Raw genomic sequence first — 18,895 nt, forward strand, 5'->3', positions numbered from 1 at the left:
TTTATTGTTCTTCTTTATATTTACATTCTTTATTTTTACAAAATAATTTCTTTGTCTTACCTTTGCTTTCGTATAAAAGTTCCCCGCATTTGGGACATATCTTCTTTGTAGGTTTCTGTGAAGAAGCAAAGTCACAGTTTGGATAATTTTTACATCCATAGAATATACTGCCCTTTTTGCTTTTCCTTTCAACGACCTGTCCCCCGCATTTAGGACACTCCGCATCTATTTCTTTGACGATAGGTTTTGTCGTCTTACAGTCGGGATAACCGCTGCACGCCATGAATTTGCCGAACCTTCCGTATTTGATCACCATAGGTTTACCGCAGTTTTCACAGACTTCATCGGTTTCTTCTTCCGGAAGTTTTATCCTCTCTATGTCTTTGACTTTATCAAGTTCCTTTTCAAGCCCTTTATAGAACTCGGCAATAACATCTTTCCATTTTTTATTGCCTTCTTCTATATTATCCAAGGTGCTTTCCATTTGAGCGGTAAAATCGACGTCTACTATATCTTCAAAATTTTCTCTGAGCAGTTTATCCACCGCTTCTCCTATCATCGTAGGAGAAAATCTTCTTTGATTTACTTCAACGTATCCTCTGTTTTTTATGGTATTGATTATCTGAGAATAAGTGGAAGGTCTTCCTATCCCCTCTTCTTTAAGTACCTTTACAAGGCTCGCTTCGTTGTATCTCGCAGGAGGCTGAGTGAACTTTTGGATAGGAGATAATTTTTTCAAATCGACCTCTTCACCCTCTGTAAGCAGCGGTATATTTTCGTTTTCACCGTCTTTATCTTTTTTGCCTGCAAAGTCATATACTTCAAGATAGCCTTTGAACTTGACTCTCGAACCCGTAGAACGGAAAATATAATCTCCGTTTTCTATATCAACTCTTAAAGTGTCATAAATCGCAGGAGTCATAAGTGACGCCAAAAATCTGTTGTATATAAGTGTATATAATTTAAGCTGGTCTTGGTTCAGTGAAGTTTTGAGTTTATTCGGAGTAAGATTTACATCTGACGGTCTTATCGCTTCATGGGCATCTTGTATCTTACTGTTTGCTTTTCCCTTCGGTCCGGTATATCCGAGGAATTCCTTACCGTATTTATCTGTTATAAATGCACTTCCGGCTTTTACAGCTTCTTCGGACAGCCTTGTAGAGTCGGTCCTTAGATAAGTGATAAGACCTATCTGACCTATCCCTTCGACTTCCACCCCTTCGTAAAGCTGCTGAGCCAGCATCATAGTCTTTGAAATAGAGAAATTAAGCTTATTGTTTGCGTCCTGCTGCATTGAACTGGTTTCAAAAGGAGGTGGTGAATTTTTCTTCTTCGTACCTCTTTTGACCTCTTTGACGATATACTTATTTTCTTTTAAATCCCTTACTATTTTATCTGCGTCTTCTTTTGTCTTTACTTCGGCTTTTTTGCCTTTTATAAGAGCGAGCTTACTTAAAAACTCCTCTTTTGTATCTATCTTATTGAAAAGCCCTTCCATAAGCCAGTATTCTTCGCTTACGAAATTCCTTATTTCATTTTCTTTATCTACTATAAGCCTCATGGCAACGGACTGAACTCTCCCGGCACTTAGTCCCCTTAATACTTTGCTCCAAAGGACGGGACTTATTTTATATCCCACAAGCCTGTCGAGAACTCTTCTGGCTTGCTGTGCGTCCACGATATTCATATCTATGGTTCTTTTGTTTTTTATCGCATTTTTGATTGCAGCCGGAGTTATTTCCAAAAACTCCATCCTGTTTTTATCTTTTAAATCAAGCCCCAAATAATTGGCAAGATGCCATGAAATCGCTTCTCCTTCTCTATCGTTATCAGTTGCGAGAATAACTTCATCGGCTTTTTTTGCGTCCGCTTTAAGCTTTTTGAGCCTTTCCCCCTGACCTCTTATAGTTTTATAATCCGGCTCGAAATCATTTTCTATATCTATACCGAGCTTTGATTTGGGTAAATCGATGACATGCCCCTTAGACGCAACTACTTTGCAGTCCTTAGGCAAATATTTTTGTATTGTTTTCGCTTTAGCAGGTGATTCCACTATTACTAATCTATAAGACATCCCCTACTCCTTTCGATGATGAGTTATGCGCGTTATCTACTGTTTGACGGTAAGATTTGCGCCTGTGCTAATAACAATACCTCTAATTTCCAACATTGTCAAGACAGAATTTATAAGATTTATTTCGAGCCCCAGATTTTCATTTATAAGGTCCGAGGTGTTATTTCCGTCTAAAATTGCCTGGCATATATTCCTTTCATCATCGGAAAGTTCATATTTATCAAGGATATTTACTTCCGTCTTTACTTCTCTGAAAGCCTTCACTTCTCTCGCTTCTATTATATCGGTTATCCTTTCCATATTTGGTCTGTCAAGGACATAATATAAATCTTCCAAAACATCGTTTGCACTTAATATAAGCTTAGCTCCGTCTTTTAAAAGAGAATTGCTCCCTTCACATAAGGCGGAAGTAATATTGCCCGGAACGGAATATACTTCTCTTCCCTGTTCGTTGGCATATCTTGCGGTTATCAGTGAACCGCTTTTATATGAAGCTTCTATCACGATAGTCCCGTGTGACAGTCCGCTTATGATCCTGTTTCTTGCGGGGAAATGATGGCTCAAAGGTTCCGTCCCCGGAAAATATTCACTGATGACCATGCCTCGCTCTATTATTTCATCGTAAAGCTTCGTATTTGATTTCGGGTAGATCTTATCCACTCCCGAACCAAGTACGGCTATGGTATCCCCAAACCCCTGTAATGCACCTCTGTGAGCGCATGTATCTATCCCCGCAGCCATACCGCTTACCACATCCAAACCTTTATTTGAAAATTCCCTTGCAAAGTCCATTGCGACCTGCATCCCGTAATTGCTGGCTTTTCTGGTACCTACAATGGAAATCATTGGGTTTTCTTCGATGAATAGATTTTTACCTCTGTAAAACAGTATGGGAGGATAATCGTAAATTTCCTTTAGAGAATAAGGATAATATTTATCATCCATGGTAATGTAGTTGATACCCTCATTATACATCCTATCAATAATCCTGTTGAATTTACTTAAATCTTTATCCATAGTGAGCCTTGTTGCGATATCGAGAGTTATTCCGCTGACCTTAGTATATTTATTTATATCATCATTTAAATATATCTCATCTATGGAACCGAAATAATCATATAAATTAATAGCTCTTTTTGCTCCGATATTTTGAATTGACATCAACCATAACCATTTTTCTATATTCATACTTAATCTCCTTTTATCCTATGTTTAAAGGATAAAACATTTTTCGACAAATTTCAACACTCTTAGAACATTTGGTCACAAACAGGACAATAATAGGTCACATTGTAAATACATGTTATATAATCGAAATAAAATATTTATAGTATATTTGATTTTACTATGATAAAATAAGAAAAAACATTCCAAGAGGAGAATACTATCGATGAACGGAAATATCGTAAATTTAAATACCCTAAACGAAGAAAAGAAGAGTGAAGCGGTAAAAGTATTTACCGAAGGGTTCAAAGATACCCTTAAATTTGCCACAAAGGACGAAGCTTTAAAACTCTTTCTGTTATCCTTTGATTTTAATATGATGTATGTATACATAGAAGATGACGAAGTCCTCGGCGTTTTGGGAGTCAGCACACTGAAGGATAGAGTATACGACTTTAAAGAAGATGTGTGTAAACAGATTTTCAATAAAAAAGGAAAACTCATATATAAACAGCTTAGGATGTCGACGGATACCATTCCGATAACAAAGGATAATCAAATATACGTTGAACTCGTTGCTACAAGCGAAAATCATAGGAATAAGGGTATTGCAGGAAAGCTTCTATATTATGTTTGTGATATGGAAAGATACAAAGAATGTCATTTGGAAGTGTTATCAAAGAATAAAAATGCCCATAGGCTTTATAAAAAACTGGGCTTTGAAGAATATAAGAAGAGTTTTAATTTTTTTACTTTCATACAAGGACTGGGAAGCCCTATATTTATGAAGAAAATAAAATGAGAAATGCCGGTCTGACCGGCATTTTATTTTATGAAGCGGAATTCAAAGCTTTATCGTGAAGCTCTATGTGTTTTAAAAATCTGTTTTCAAGGTCTCCGTCATTTTCGCACGCATTTTCAAACTCTTCGCTTAACATAAAGTTTATGTGTTCATTTTTATGAAGCTGATGTTCGTCGTAAGGTTTGAATTTAGCTTCTCTGCCCTTAAGCATATTGATATTTTCCCTGTCTACTTTTGATATATTAGGATCAACGCTTTCGCAGTAATCTTCCCAGTTTCCTAGCTCTATCATTTCAAAGAGTTTTACCAATGTTTCCTTTGTTACTTTTCCCGTGTCGGGGTCGTTAAAAAGCCCTCTCTCCATAAGGTCAAGGACAAGTTCTCTCCTGCTTTCCGGGGTCTTTGCAAGAAGGGATGTGCTGTCGATATATATATCCGTGGAATTTATATTCGTCCCGTCCCAGTAAAACACCTCTACCTGACCTTTCATATCCACATATTTGGAAAGCCTTGGAGTTGTAACGGAATTCTTCAGTATCCTAAGGGTCTGCTTTGCTATCTTTATCCTTGTGTCGTACATATTTTCATAGTTCAGTGCAAGCCTTGTATCGTCCTGATCCTGAAGTAATGACAGTGCAACACCGGAAGTCACGTTCTTCGGGTTGTAAGAATTTCTGCTCATTTCACTCACTCCGCTGAGTGTGATAAAAAGTTCTTCCGTGGCTTTCTCGTCACTTAGTATTGTGGAAGGGAGTGCGGGCGTCCTTAGATAGGACGGTTCTTCGCTTCCCTGTCTTCTCGGTATCACGGCTCCCGGAGCAAGCCCCATATCGAGTACATCGTCTTCATCGATACTACCCTTTTCATATGTTATCTGCCCTATCGCCACCCTGTTCAAATATTCCTGCTTCCTGTTTTTGATGTTATTAAACCTTCTTTGAAGAGGTATGAGCCTATTTATAATGCTCTCTCCGAAGAACTCTCCGTAGTCAAGAGACTTTTGAATGACAAAGGGAAGTTCTCTTTCTCCGTCCTCGGCATTTATATAAGGAAGGTCTCCCATGTGAAGGACGTTATCCTTGGTACAGACTATATATCTGCCTTTGGGATAACGGTTTGTAGGCTTTTCGAAATATGATATGACCTCGGCACTTAAATCTATATCCTTGCTGCTTTCGCTGTAACCGTGCCCTTTGCTTCCAAGTCCCCCTACGTTCGTTCTTGCCTTAGAATAAGAAACTACATTATTTTCATATCCCTCTACTGTCGTATTAAACATATTTTCAATCTCTTTAACGCTCATTACTTTATACCATATTGCATAGTCCAAACTCTCAATGTCTTTCGCATATACATTTGAAGGGAAAAAATCAAAAGGAGATATAATTTCATAATTTATACCTCCCTCTTTTATAGCTGCATTTATTTTTTCTTTTTTATCGCTGTTTTCTTTTTTCACATATTGTTCTTTATAACCTATGGTCTTTCCTTTATTCTTATCCCAAAACACTCCCCATATTGCGCTTCCCGTCTTCTCTGCCCATATGTTTGCCTGCTTTTGAAGTTTCTTCATCTCCAAGTCTTCTTCTATGCTCTCCAGGATTTTCTTGCAAACCTTGCTGGATTTAACATCGTCCTTGGAATTTGTGGCGGGTCTTACGTTCATAAGCACTTTGAGCTTGGATAACTTTGCAAGTCTCGTGTCGTATATGGGAGCTATCTGATTGAATACTTCTCTCTCCTGCCACCACTGGACATTATCCACCTCCATTATCCCTCCGCTTTCGGAGTCTATATAGGAATACTGGTCTCCCTGAAGGAAGTTTATGGCAAGCCTCCACTTCAGTTCATAAGGAAGCCTCTCTCTTCTTTTTTTCTCAAGCAAATCGAATATAAATGAACATATTTCGTGCTCGTCGTACTTTGCTTCTTTTTTATCCGTAATGACCGCTTCTTCTTTTTTAATATATTTCATTCTTTCCTCCTTTTAATATCCTACGCTAAGCTCTATCTCATTTTCATTCCAAAGGAGCTCCGCAGAGCTTGAATTTGGTACATAATAAGTCTTCTCGGGAATGTTATAGAGTTTATCTTTGGTATTTATAATGACCGCACTTCCTTTGAATTTAACATCGGTCAGTGTACTCAAATCATCTCCCGCCAAAGCTATTTTTATATGACTGTTTCCGTCGGTTTTATGGATATATAAATCGTTTAATGATTTAACTAAAGGAGTTTCTATCATATTTATATACCCGGGATATATAAACCTTACATGATTATTCGAACCGCTTATAATGACATTCTCAGGTAGAGTAAGTCTTTGATAATATCTTCTGCACCTTAAAAGCTCCAAACTCTCGTTTACATCCACATAATCGGTCTTGAATTCTCCGGTTTCCATTTTGATATTATAAAGTTTAAAGCTCGGTAAAACATCATCTTTGAATGATACTCTCAGTTCGATGACTATCTCATTATTAAATATTGCAAAATTTATCGGAAAACTTAAGCTGTCTTTACCGATAAAATCATCTATCCTTGTATTATTTACATATAACTCGATAGAAAGAATATTTTCAAATTCTCCGTTTACAGAAACATTGAACCTTTTCATTCCCGCATCTTTACTATATCCTATCTCGCTTGCCTTGATTGTCTGTCTTATTTTAAAAGTCTCCATACTCCCGACAATCGTGGTCCCCGCAGCTGCAATTCCTCCGTTTTCAACTTTGGAAACGGACATGGGGATATTTAGTTCATTTATAAAAGCCCACCTGTCGAATATCATCTTTGCTTCACCGTCGGATACTACCCCCAACGGGAAATCCAAATCCTTGTATCTTTGATGAACTTTAAATGACGTATTATGAAGAAGGTTATTTCCATATAACCCCGGTTTATTCAAAATATCCTCCCAGCCTCTGTCAAGCTCGCCCCCCGAACCGTGGGAATGCTCCGCGGGAGGAAATACCTGAGGTTTTTCGTTGATATCCTCCCAGTCTACGCTCACTTCCCCCGAAACATGAGTATGTCTGCTCGGGTGCCAGCTCTCCGGCTTTCCCGTAACGCTGTCCCAGAAAATAGTATAGTCGCTTCCGGACAAATCGTGAGTATGCTCTTTAAAAGCAAAGGGATTGTTTTCCAGCAAATCATAGGGAGTAAATTCTATTTCATTTTGTTTGCCTACATATATATAACCCTCTCCTATATTTTCTGCATAATATATGTATCCTTTCCTGTTCTTTTCCTCGTTTTCTTCCATATATATATCATCGTCCAAAATGATATACGCTTCATGGTCATCTTCCGTTCTGATATTTGGGATATCTAAAAAACTTTTTACAAGCCCCGTATCAATATTCTTATCAAGAATAGATTTAAGGGTGCTGTCAAGCATTTCATATCCTATTTTATTGACTTTCAATTTATCACCTCCGTAAAAAAATAAAGTCCCCTAATTTATAGGGAAACTTTACTTTAATAGTATATTACTTTTTAAATTTATTCAATGACGGATATTTAAACTATTTTAAACATCTTCTCCAATCCTTTTTCTTTCGTGCCTCCTGCTCTTTTCAAAGTATTTCTTTCTCTTCATGGTAAAATCCACGGTGACGCCGAAAGCCTCGCTGGCGTCATATGGATTAAAACTGCCGTACATCAGAAAAGAATTATCGTAAAACTCTTCGAATAAATCGTCGGGCATTAAAAAATACAATGAAAAGGCATCTGCCTGAGCTTCTTCCTTTGAAAGAGGGATATCTTCGCTTTCAAGCTGATTTATGCTGTGACAGAAAAGATGTCCCGCCTCATGAGCCAAAGCCTCTCTCCTCTTCTTTGTCTCGTCAGATAATGTGGAGTTCTTTTTTAAGTATTCGTTATCTTCCATTTTGGTATTGCCGACAATGAGCATATTTCCGATAACGCATGATTTACCGCAGTCATCGAAAAATTTGAGTTTATAATTTAAATCGTCAAATATTTCCTCAAACTTTTCAAAGGTCACGGGATATGTATTAACAAAATATTCACTTCTTACCTTTTCTGCCTTTTCGTACATGTTCTCGTATAAATATTTGGTCATATCTTCTCCTACTAAAAAAAGCCTCTTTTGAGGCTTTTTAAATTAAATATTTTCGTTTAGATCGTCTACCAAATCGTCAACATTGATACCGTGTGCATTTGCACCTTCTTCCAATGTTTCAAATCTTGCAGCCATACATCCGATACATCCCATACCGTATGCTTGAAATACAGAAACGGCCTGCGGATATTTATTCACGATATCCATGATACCCATATCTTTTGTGATTTGCATTATTATTACCTCCGTTATATATCTATTTACTGTGCTTCTTCAGTTTCTTCTTCTTTAACGGCAAGAGCTTCGCTAAGCTGTTCTTCGTCTTTGAGCTCTGTGGATTTTATTTTACATCCGCCGATAAAAATAGCACCTTCGTCTATGATGATGTTATCAACATAAACATCTCCGGTTAGTTTACCCGTAGAAAGGATTTTTAATTGTTCACAAGTAACAATTCCTTCAACAGTACCTATTATATGAACATTTTTTGCATTGATATTTCCCGATATAAATGCATTCCTGCCAACTATTATATTTCCGGACAAATTTACATTACCCTTTAAGTTTCCTTCATATCTGACGTTTCCGCCGGAAGCAAGGTCGCCTATAAAAGTAATATCACTACCTACAATAGTATCTATTTGTTCATAATTAACTCTTTTATTAGATACCTGAAGTTTGTTTTTTGCCATTATATATACCTCTCTTTATAGATAATTTAATCTATTCTTTAACCAGTAATTAATTATACACCAGCGAAAAATAAATTACAAGAAAAAAAGCCGAGGAGTTGTTTTTTGTTAGATTTTTATACTTTTTTATGATAAACTAATTATATATAAGTTATCTTGGAGGTAAATTATGCACGCTTTATTTTTAGTTTTAAACGATACGTATTTGATCGACGACGTTCATGAAATATTATCGAAATGCGAAGTCGGCGGGACTTTTTTTAATTCTACGGGGCTTGGAAAAGTTGAGATGAATTACGATAACTCCGACAGCCATACGTTTACTTCGGTAAGAAAAATGTTAGCGGGAGAAAAACCTAAAAACATAACGGTGATGTCCATAATAAAAAGCGATGACAAGCTGGACGAAGTAACTATCGAAATAATGAAATTACTTGATAATATAGAAGAAAAAGGCGTCGGGTTCATGTTCGTACTGCCCGTGAGCTACATCTACGGCTATAAAGGAAAGGACCTAAAATAAGAGATATGAAACCAAATAAAAAATATCTTCCCTTTATTGTTATAGGAATAGTTTTAGTTTTATTTTTACTTATTACTCCCGGATTTTCAAAAAAGATGATGTTAAATTCCATAATGGAAAATCAAGTTTTGAATAAAGAAATCACAAAAGTGGAATATATAAGCTACGAAGATAAACCTTTCATGTCCGTTGTAAAAGAAAAAAAAGAGATAAACGGTAAAGACAGCACTGCCGCAAAGTTTATAAAAGACATGGGAAACCATAAAGTCAAAGTCTTATCCAATAAAGACTATACGAGCGAAATTTTCTATGTCCATTTCAAAGACGGCTCAAAACTCATATGCTATATCGATAAAGCCGATTCCAAAATTGGTATCGACAGCGGGAAAGTATGGATAAAAGACGTAAAAGCGGACAGTATCATCAAAGGTATGAAAAAAGTTCAGCTTGTTAAAGAAATCAAATGATATAAGGGGCGCTGCCCCTAAAACCTTATAAGGGACTCCGTCCCTTAGGAACCCTATGCAGGGCTCTGCCCTACGACCCGCCAAATATTTGCTTGTCCAAATATTTGGATAAAAGGACATCACTCAATCGCCGTGATGGCTTTTAACGCGACTGGACTTTCTCTGAAAATCTACCCGATTTTCAGGAAACAGCCGCTCTCCCACCCCTTTTATAAAAGGGGTGTTTTTTATTTAAAGATATAATTATTTTAGAAAACAGCAAATGATATTAAACCAAAAGTATTTTAAATTTCAAAATATAATAATACACAAACTCGGTAATGTAAATTTCCTTTTAAGCGTTTCAGCTTCGACCATTTAAAACGACTTTGACCTACATAAAGTATTGAAATATTAAAATAAGCTTTTGATTGCTTATTCCTTGAAAACAACCTTTACTTACCCCCTAGGCAAAATTGCCTATACCCCTATGCAAAAATGAGGGTACCCTCTAGGCAAAAACGTCAAAGATAATAGTATAAAGAATAAAATTATAAAAGAATATATATCCATAAAATAATTGAGTTTATATAAAAAGTTCACTTACTTAATACATAATACCCCCATATCAAAAATTGTGGAGATAATAATATAAGATAAATAATATAAAAGAATATATTTAACGATAGAAAACAATAATAAGAAAAATCACCCCATATCAATAATGATAATACTCCCTTATAAAAAATGATAAGGATAATAATATAATAATAAAAATATAAAAGGATATATATCCATAAAAAACATATCCAGATAATATTCATCTGAAATATAAAGCAATGATTTTACTATGTAAACCAAAGCAAATTTCTAAAATGTATCTTTCCTAAATTTTTTAGATTTTAAATTTTATATTCAAATGCTGTAATTTATTGATTTACATGAATTTTTCCCGTACAATCAATAATTCATTACAATCATCCGTTTATTGATAAATATTAAAAAAATAAACTTTATCGACAAAAAACGACATTTTTATTATCAAAATTTAATATTATTATAATCCTAATATAATGATTTATATTTAGTATATGTTAAATACCATTGATAAAAATATTGGTCAAACAGTGTATATTATGACTTAAAAACTACGTTTTGTTAACAAATTGCAGAAAAATTGACTTAGGTTTTTAAAATATCCTTTTTTTTACAAATATATGTAAACAAAAGCCTTTTAAATCTTGAATTTCTGATTAATTATGATATAATACTATTTTGAGTTAGAATGGGACTTAGGAGGTAAAAATATAAATGAGTTCAATATTAGATAAGAAAGAAAACAACGTGGCAACAATCACAATAACAGTTACCGCAGAAGATTTTAGCAAGGCCCTTGATGCTGCATACAAAAAAAACAGAGGTAAGTTCAACATCGATGGTTTCAGAAAAGGAAAAGCCCCAAGAAAGATTATTGAAAACAGATACGGCGAAGGCGTATTTTTTGAAGATGCATTAGACGAAGCATTCCCATCAGAATACGAAAAAGCTATAGAAGATCATGATTTAAAACCTGTAAACATGCCTGCAATGACAAAGTTAGACAGCATAAGCAAAGAAGAAGGTGCTACATTTACTATTGAAGTTGAATTGGAACCTGAATTCGAACTTGGCGAATATAAAGGTATCGAAATCTACTCTACAGAGTATGAAGCTACAGACAAAGACGTAGAAGACGAACTTGAAAGAGTAAGAGAACAAAACGCAAGATTAGTAAGCGTTGAAGATACCGAAGCTAAAGACGGCGACACAGTGATAATAGACTTTGACGGATATGTGGGAGATGAACCTTTCGAAGGCGGAAAAGGCGAAAACTATCCGTTGGTTCTCGGAAGCAATTCTTTCATCCCGGGATTTGAAGATCAGCTTATAGGTAAAAAAGCCGGAGAAGAAACAGAGGTAAACGTTACTTTCCCGACCGAATACCATGCCGCTGAACTTGCGGGAAAAGACAGCGTATTCAAAGTAAAGATACACGAAGTAAAAGCTAAAGAACTTCCAGAGCTTGACGATTATTTCGCAGCCGACGTAAGTGAATTCGATACTTTGGACGAATACAAAGAAAGCTTAAAGAAAACTATAAAAGAACAAAGAGAAAACAATCTTAAAGGCGCTGCTATCAATACTATTATCGAAGAAGTATGCAAGAATACTGAAATCGATATCCCTAAATGTATGATAGACAGAAAGACGGAAGACGTTAAGGCTCAGTTCGAACAGCAGATAATGCAAAGCGGTATCGACCCAAAAACATACTACGAAATAATGAAACAGCAAAACGAAGGAAAAAGCGAAGCTGATTTCGATGCACTGTTCGTTGAACAAGCCGAACATGATGTAAAACAAGACTTGGTATTAAATAAATTAATGGAAGTTGAAAGTTTTGATGTAAGTGACGAAGAAAAAGAAGCGGAATATGAAAACTTCGCAAAAGCTTACAACCAAAAGGTTGAAGACTTTAAGAAAGTCCTTGACGAAGCTACGGAAAATTACATCGAAAACTTCATCAAACAAAGAAAACTTTTCGATTTCCTAATTGAAAATGCTAAGGTTAAAGAAGAAGAAAAAGAAGAAAAATAAACCTAAATTCGGAGGTAATTTTTATGCCATTAATCCCAATGGTAGTAGAAAATGAAGGAAGAGCCGAACGCTCTTACGATATCTACTCTCGTTTACTTAAAGACAGAATAATATTTCTCTCAGGAGAAATAAACGACGACGTGGCTAATTTAGTGGTAGCGGAAATGCTATTCTTGGAGTCACAGGACAGCGAAAAAGAGATACAGTTATATATCAACTCCCCGGGCGGAAGCGTTACTGCGGGAATGGCTATATATGACACTATGAATTATATCAAATGCGATGTATCGACGATTTGTATCGGTATGGCTGCATCTATGGGAGCATTCCTCTTAGCATGCGGTGAAAAAGGCAAGAGAATAGCTCTGCCAAGCAGTGAAATAATGATACATCAGCCCCTAGGCGGTTTTCAGGGACAAAGCAGCGATGTAGAGATCCACGCAAAAAGACTCTTAAAGACAAGAGAAGATATTAATAAGATACTTAGTAAAAGAACGGGAAAAACACTTAAAACAATCGAAAAAGATACAGACAGAGATAACTTTATGACTGCTAAAGAGGCTATGGAATACGGTCTTATAGATAAAGTCATAGAAAAAAGATAAATAAGAAAGGAGCTATTATATGAGTGACGAAAACAAAACTTACGAAGAGCAGAATCATTGTTCATTTTGCGGAAAGACCCAATCGGAAGTCAAGAGTTTGGTAGCTGGACCGGGAGTATTTATTTGTAACGAATGTGTTGCACTTTGCAGCGAAATGTTCAGCGAAACATTTTACGATGATGACAATAACGAATTTGTTAATGACTTAGCTCCAAATCTTAATGATGTAGAAAAACCTAACAAAATCAAAGAATTATTGGATGAATATGTAATCGGCCAGGACGATGCTAAAAAGACTTTAGCCGTTGCGGTTTATAATCACTATAAGAGAATAAGCGTAATAGAAAACAGTGATGATAAAGATTCGGATGTAGAACTTCAAAAAAGCAATATCTTACTAACGGGACCGACGGGAAGCGGTAAAACACTTCTTGCTTCAACACTGGCGAAGATATTAAAAGTACCTTTTGCAATTGCTGATGCCACTGCGCTTACGGAAGCGGGATATGTAGGTGAAGACGTTGAAAACATCTTACTCAGACTTATCCAGGCTGCGGATTATAACGTGGAAATGGCACAAAAAGGGATAATATATATCGACGAAATCGATAAGATTGCCAGAAAAAGCGAAAACACATCTATTACGAGAGATGTAAGCGGTGAAGGTGTTCAGCAGGCACTCCTTAAAATACTTGAAGGAACAACTGCCAACGTTCCCCCTCAGGGCGGAAGAAAACATCCTCATCAGGACTTCATTCAAATAGATACCAAAGATATATTATTTATCTGCGGAGGAGCTTTCGACGGTCTGGACGAAGTTGTAAAGAAAAGACTTGGAACTCATTCAATGGGCTTCGGCAACGATATCACCGGAGTCAAGGATAAATCCACAGACGATTTATTTAGCCTTGCACAGCCTCAGGACTTCGTGAAATACGGTCTCATCCCCGAACTTGTGGGCAGACTTCCTATAAGTGCTTCACTTAAAAAGCTTGATGAAAAAGCTCTTGTTAATATCCTGACAAAACCTAAGAATGCTTTGGTAAAACAATATAAATATTTACTAAGCTTAGACGATGTAGATTTACACTTTGATAAAGATGCTGTAGAACTTATCGCAAAGGAAACCGTCAAGAGAGAAACCGGAGCGAGAGGGCTTAGAAGTATCCTCGAAGACATCATGCTGGACGTTATGTACGAAGCACCAAGCAGCAAAGATGTAAAAGAACTTACCGTGACCAAAGAAATGGTAAAAGAAGCTTTTGACAAAAAAGCTCAGTAATAAAAAAGGACATATATATGTCCTTTTTTATTTTGTTTACATTTAAGGTAAAAATAGTTATAATGATATGAGAAAATCAAAGAGGAAAGCAATGATAACATCAAAGACAAATAAAATAATCAAACTTATAAAGAGTCTGGAAAAAAAGAAATATCAGGATAAATATGGACTTTTTATCCTTGAAGGGATAAAGTTCGTAAACGACGCACTGGAAAATAAGACCAATATCATAAAATATATAATAACTACCGAAGAATACACCGAGGAATATGAAAATGCTCTTGAAGTGGATAATGAAATATTCAAATACATCTCCTCCACAAAGACCCCTCAGGGAGTGCTTGCGGTATTGGAAACGAAGTACTCTGATATAGATGATATAAATGAAAATGACAACATATTATATTTAGACAAAGTGCAGGACCCCGAAAACGTGGGAGGGCTTATAAGGAGCAGTGTGTGCACGGATTTTGACGGAGTGGTATTAAATTCTTCAGCCTCCCCTTTCCTTAATAAAGCAGTAAGAGCGAGTGCGGGAAGCATAATAAACACTAAAATCATCTTGGATGAGGATTATAAAATATTAAAAACATTAAAAGAAAAAGGATTTGACATAATAGCTTCCACCTTGAACGGAAGAGAAGACATAAAACTAAATAATAATAACAACGTTTTGATAGTGGGGAACGAAGGAAACGGGATAAGCGATGAATGTTTAAAATATGCCACAAAGGAAGTAAAGATACCAATGAGCGGTAAATGCGAATCACTGAACGCAAACGTCAGCGGTTCCATATTGATGTACAAAATCTATGGTTTCCTGTAAAATTTAACCAAAAAGAGTCATAGGCTCTTTTTTTATTGTAAATATTTGTCGAATATTGTATAATTTAGTAAATACTGCCTTTTGGAGGAACGAAACAAAACATGAAAGCAATAAAGAAAATAAGCATAATACTAATAATCCTATTTATCACATCCGTATCGGGAAGCGTTTTCGCAGAAGATATGAATATGGATATAACTTATGATGTCCCAAGCCAGGCAAATGAATCGGATTTAACAAAAGAAGAAAAAAGCATGGACAGAGAATCGTACTCTGAAGAAGCCGCAAAGGAAGAAAAAGAAGAAAGCACTTCTGAAACCGAAAATCAAAAATCAGCAAGGTCTATAACGGTTAAATCAATGGGTACATTTACAGTCGCTTACGTATATGCTACAAAAGCAAATTCTTCCGATAAATATGCAACAAAAGCAACTTTTAAAGAACTAAAAGGATACTCAAATTTTAATGATGCACTTACTTCTATGAATAGTTACTACACAAAGTATAAAAACGTAGGAGATAATGTTAAAGCTTACGGAATGTGTATAACAAATAAATCAGGAAAAGTAATAGCAATGAAAAACGGAAGAGTTTACGCAACACCAAGCGGTGCAACCATGAATATAGGAGACTCATATGTTACTAAAAATCATGAATTATACTATTACGGAGCAAAAGCAAACAGTTCAACACAGTCAAGTGTAAATGTCGGGATCAGCGGGACAAAGGGATATGTATCCTCTTCAAATTTAACATTAATACCAAGAGGACTTATTTCCACATTATATAAATCTGCATCGTCCGGCACCAAGAAATACACCGTAGGGTATTATTCAAAAAACTCAAGCGGAGAACTTATTCATACTTACAAAACACTTACAAACGCAAGTACTTCTTCATATTTTGAAAGCGGAGAATATGTAGGAAATACTTACAGCATGGTAGTGGACAAAGCACCTTCTTTTATGAAAGCAGGTACAAAATACTACAGTATGGACGGAGTTAATTTTTACACCGACGGCTATTTAACAAATAAGACAGGAACATATTACCCATATTTTAAATATCTTCCTTACAGGACAAAGACTAATTATTCCGCATCACAATTAGACAACAGAATAAAAACTTATTCCAGCTCAAGTGTACTTCGAGGCTGTGGCAAAGACTTAATAACAGCTCAGAATACATATGGAATAAATGCACTCCTCGAATTATCATTTGCAAATTTAGAGAGTGCATATGGAACAAGCGGCTATGCTATATCAAGAAAGAACTTATTTGGAATAGCTGCGACAGATTCAAATCCGGACGGAGCAACATATTTTAAATCTGCGGGAGACTGTATAATAAGACATGCGGGAAGATATCTATCTCAAGGATACTTTGATACGAAGACCGATTCAAGATATTTCGGGACTTGTCCCGGAGATAAAAAGATAGGTGTAGCGGTTAAATATGCTTCAGACCCTTATCACGGAGAAAAAATCGGAGGGATCGCTTATACCCAGGATAAAAATATGGGTTCGAAAGACTACGGCAGATATACCATAGGTAAAACGACTACTGCGGCATATGTATATCAAAAAGCTTCCACATCAAGTAAAAAACTATATAGACTGGGAACAAAGGGAGGTTCTTCTCCTGTGGGAATGACAGTTGCGGTAATAGGAACCAGCGGGAATTATTATAAAGTACAAACGGACATGGGAATTGTTAGCGGCGAAGCAAATTATAAAAACAAGTATAACTTCACAAACTCGGTCGGCTATATACCTAAAAGTCAAATAACTATTATAAGAAAAGGAAGTAATCCTTTGAATTCATCATCAGATAATTCAGGTGGATCCTCAAGTAAACCTACATCCGTTAAATTATCTGTATCATCACCAACGGTAAAACCTTCTACTAGCTACGGAATTACTCCGGGATACGGTAATAATTTAAAGGTGCAGTCTAAAGTATACGCAAGCGTACCTGGAGCTAAAGTAGAACTTAGAGTATATGATGCAAAAGAAAGAATAGTAGCAAAACAAATTAAAACTAAAAAATCAACAAAAACAACAACAGCTACTTTTTTCTGGAACGGAAAAGCAACAAAAGAAAATACTGCAGGGTATAAAACGGGGGCTTATGTTAAGAGAAGTTCAAAAGGAACAAAATATTTATTTAAAGTAACTATTTCCGCAAAAGGAAAGATCGTAAAAACGAAAGTATATTCAACAAAAGTATATACTCCCGCGACTAAGCTTTATACCGATATATCAAAAACAACGATTAAAAGAAAAAGCAGTACAGTACTATCAATGAAGCCAAACAGACCGGGTACGAGTTATGTAAGGATTTATGATTCAAAAGGCAGACTTGTCTTTAATCAAGGATTTTATTATAAAAAAGCCAATACAAGACAAGCTGTAGCATTTAAGGGATACGGTAACTACGGAAAATATAACAAAAAACTACTTGCCAAAGGAAAGTATACAGTTAAATATATTCACGGAAGTTATACTTATAAATACCCTAAAAAGTTAGTATTAAAATAAAAAGACACTTTTAAAGTGTCTTTTTTTTCCTTTTATGCCAATTTCATCTTAATGTTTAAAATCTTTTTTATGATTGTATAATTTTATTATTAAAAAAATTAAGGAGAAATTTTATGAAAATAGGTAAAAGAGTAATACTAATCTTATTATTATTCCTTATCCCCTCATTTAGTATAAGTGCAAATGATTTAAACACTTTGGACATCCCCGATTTCGTAAAGAACGAAGCAAAAAACGAAAATAAATATAAAGGTGATGAAGTACCAAAGGAGTATTTAAATAACAAGAATAAAAACACAAAAACAGTTTCCAAAAATTTTCATGTGGCATATGCTTATACGGCAAAAAACAAATCCGCAGACAAGTACCCTACCCTAGTCAAATTTAACAAGTTAAAGACATTTGGTACCTTTGAAAGTGCCAAAAATTCGATGAACACGCTGTACACAGAGTATAAAAATAAAAACACAACCGAATACACGAAAAAAGCATACGGACTGGTGATATTGAACGACAACGATAAGATAGTCGATATGAAGTTAGGCAAAGCTTATATCTCGGTTAATTCAACCATTATATCCCTCGACAAAAATTACGGTTCCTCGGCACCATATATACCTACTAATCATGAAGTATTTTACTACGGTGCGGAGAATAAAAGTAATCTTACATCTTCGACCTGCAAAATAGGTATAAGCGGGATAACCAACTATACTTCTTCGGATAACCTGACATTTATCCCCGAAGCAGTCCTAAGCGATACATATCTATCGGCTTCAAGTGCTACAAAGAAATATACTACTGGATATTATTACGTAAATTCGAACAGAGATCTGTATCACTACACATCCATACTCACCGACCCAAGCGTATCAGTGAAATACGAAAGCGGTGAAAAATCAACACTTCAAAGTTTTATCGTAGATAAGGCTCCCTCATTCATGAAAACAGATACAAAGTATTACAGCATGGACGGAGTTAATTTTTATACCTCAAAATATTTAAGTTCTTCGTCTAAAATAGGTACCCACTACCCCTACTATACCTATCTTTCCTACAGGACAAAAACAAACTACACAAAAGACGATTTAAATAAGAGGATAAATACTTATCCGAGCAATACAAAGCTTAAAAACCAAGGCGGGACACTCATAGATGTCCAAAATAAATATGGTATAAATGCTCTTATGGAACTCGCTTTTGCAAATCTGGAAAGC

15 protein-coding genes and 1 pseudogene are annotated in these 18,895 nt (G+C 35.7%); 9 read left to right on the top strand and 7 right to left on the bottom strand.

Going from position 1 to position 18,895, the window contains the following annotated elements; genetic code table 11:
* Position 1 precedes the first annotated feature (1 nt).
* Positions 2 to 2,074 carry a type I DNA topoisomerase gene (topA, locus tag Q0516_RS10750; protein WP_294468202.1) on the bottom strand — a complete coding sequence of 691 codons (2,073 nt, stop codon included), beginning with the start codon at positions 2,072 to 2,074 and terminating at the stop codon, positions 2 to 4.
* Between the two features lie 36 nt (positions 2,075 to 2,110).
* Entirely contained in the window at positions 2,111 to 3,262 is a 1,152-nt protein-coding gene (gene dprA, locus Q0516_RS10755; RefSeq protein WP_294468205.1) for a DNA-processing protein DprA, read from the bottom strand.
* A gap of 202 nt (positions 3,263 to 3,464) precedes the next feature.
* Here dprA and Q0516_RS10760 point away from each other — a divergent pair, with 202 nt between their 5' ends.
* Positions 3,465 to 4,040, top strand: coding sequence for an N-acetyltransferase (locus Q0516_RS10760; RefSeq protein WP_294468207.1), 576 nt, complete (start codon positions 3,465 to 3,467; stop codon positions 4,038 to 4,040).
* Positions 4,041 to 4,068: 28 nt separating this feature from the next.
* Here Q0516_RS10760 and Q0516_RS10765 read toward each other — a convergent pair whose 3' ends face one another.
* The 5 genes from Q0516_RS10765 to Q0516_RS10785 form a co-directional block, all read right to left on the bottom strand.
* Positions 4,069 to 6,015, bottom strand: coding sequence for a hypothetical protein (locus Q0516_RS10765; protein WP_294468212.1), 1,947 nt, complete (start codon positions 6,013 to 6,015; stop codon positions 4,069 to 4,071).
* Between the two features lie 12 nt (positions 6,016 to 6,027).
* Positions 6,028 to 7,467, bottom strand: coding sequence for a hypothetical protein (locus Q0516_RS10770; protein ID WP_294468216.1), 1,440 nt, complete (start codon positions 7,465 to 7,467; stop codon positions 6,028 to 6,030).
* A gap of 105 nt (positions 7,468 to 7,572) precedes the next feature.
* Positions 7,573 to 8,127, bottom strand: a complete 555-nt coding sequence (locus Q0516_RS10775) for an ImmA/IrrE family metallo-endopeptidase (protein WP_294468219.1) — start codon at positions 8,125 to 8,127, stop codon at positions 7,573 to 7,575.
* Between the two features lie 42 nt (positions 8,128 to 8,169).
* Positions 8,170 to 8,361, bottom strand: a complete 192-nt coding sequence (locus Q0516_RS10780) for a DUF1858 domain-containing protein (protein ID WP_007049402.1) — start codon at positions 8,359 to 8,361, stop codon at positions 8,170 to 8,172.
* 26 nt (positions 8,362 to 8,387) lie between these two features.
* Positions 8,388 to 8,819: a polymer-forming cytoskeletal protein gene (locus Q0516_RS10785; protein ID WP_257481130.1), complete on the bottom strand. Its 432-nt coding sequence runs from the start codon at positions 8,817 to 8,819 to the stop codon at positions 8,388 to 8,390.
* Between the two features lie 169 nt (positions 8,820 to 8,988).
* Here Q0516_RS10785 and Q0516_RS10790 point away from each other — a divergent pair, with 169 nt between their 5' ends.
* The 8 genes and pseudogenes from Q0516_RS10790 to Q0516_RS10825 form a co-directional block, all read left to right on the top strand.
* A complete protein-coding gene (locus Q0516_RS10790; RefSeq protein WP_294468225.1) occupies positions 8,989 to 9,342 on the top strand; it encodes a hypothetical protein in 354 nt (117 codons plus the stop codon).
* A 5-nt stretch (positions 9,343 to 9,347) separates the two neighbouring features.
* Entirely contained in the window at positions 9,348 to 9,809 is a 462-nt protein-coding gene (locus tag Q0516_RS10795; RefSeq protein ID WP_294468227.1) for a hypothetical protein, read from the top strand.
* A 1,290-nt stretch (positions 9,810 to 11,099) separates the two neighbouring features.
* A complete protein-coding gene (tig, locus tag Q0516_RS10800) occupies positions 11,100 to 12,425 on the top strand; it encodes a trigger factor (RefSeq protein ID WP_294468229.1) in 1,326 nt (441 codons plus the stop codon).
* Positions 12,426 to 12,448: 23 nt separating this feature from the next.
* The gene (gene clpP / locus Q0516_RS10805; RefSeq protein ID WP_257481087.1) at positions 12,449 to 13,030 is read left to right on the top strand and encodes an ATP-dependent Clp endopeptidase proteolytic subunit ClpP; all 582 of its coding nucleotides are present in this window, start codon (positions 12,449 to 12,451) and stop codon (positions 13,028 to 13,030) included.
* A 19-nt stretch (positions 13,031 to 13,049) separates the two neighbouring features.
* The gene (gene clpX / locus Q0516_RS10810; RefSeq protein WP_294468231.1) at positions 13,050 to 14,312 is read left to right on the top strand and encodes an ATP-dependent protease ATP-binding subunit ClpX; all 1,263 of its coding nucleotides are present in this window, start codon (positions 13,050 to 13,052) and stop codon (positions 14,310 to 14,312) included.
* A 67-nt stretch (positions 14,313 to 14,379) separates the two neighbouring features.
* The gene (locus Q0516_RS10815) at positions 14,380 to 15,138 is read left to right on the top strand and encodes an RNA methyltransferase (protein ID WP_299237840.1); all 759 of its coding nucleotides are present in this window, start codon (positions 14,380 to 14,382) and stop codon (positions 15,136 to 15,138) included.
* Positions 15,139 to 15,239: 101 nt separating this feature from the next.
* Positions 15,240 to 17,678, top strand: coding sequence for a glucosaminidase domain-containing protein (locus Q0516_RS10820; protein WP_294468234.1), 2,439 nt, complete (start codon positions 15,240 to 15,242; stop codon positions 17,676 to 17,678).
* Between the two features lie 113 nt (positions 17,679 to 17,791).
* Positions 17,792 to 18,895: pseudogene (locus Q0516_RS10825) on the top strand (hypothetical protein); the annotation flags it as partial.

The sequence above is a fragment of the uncultured Anaerofustis sp. genome (genome assembly GCF_938029165.1).
Classification (GTDB): domain Bacteria; phylum Bacillota; class Clostridia; order Eubacteriales; family Anaerofustaceae; genus Anaerofustis.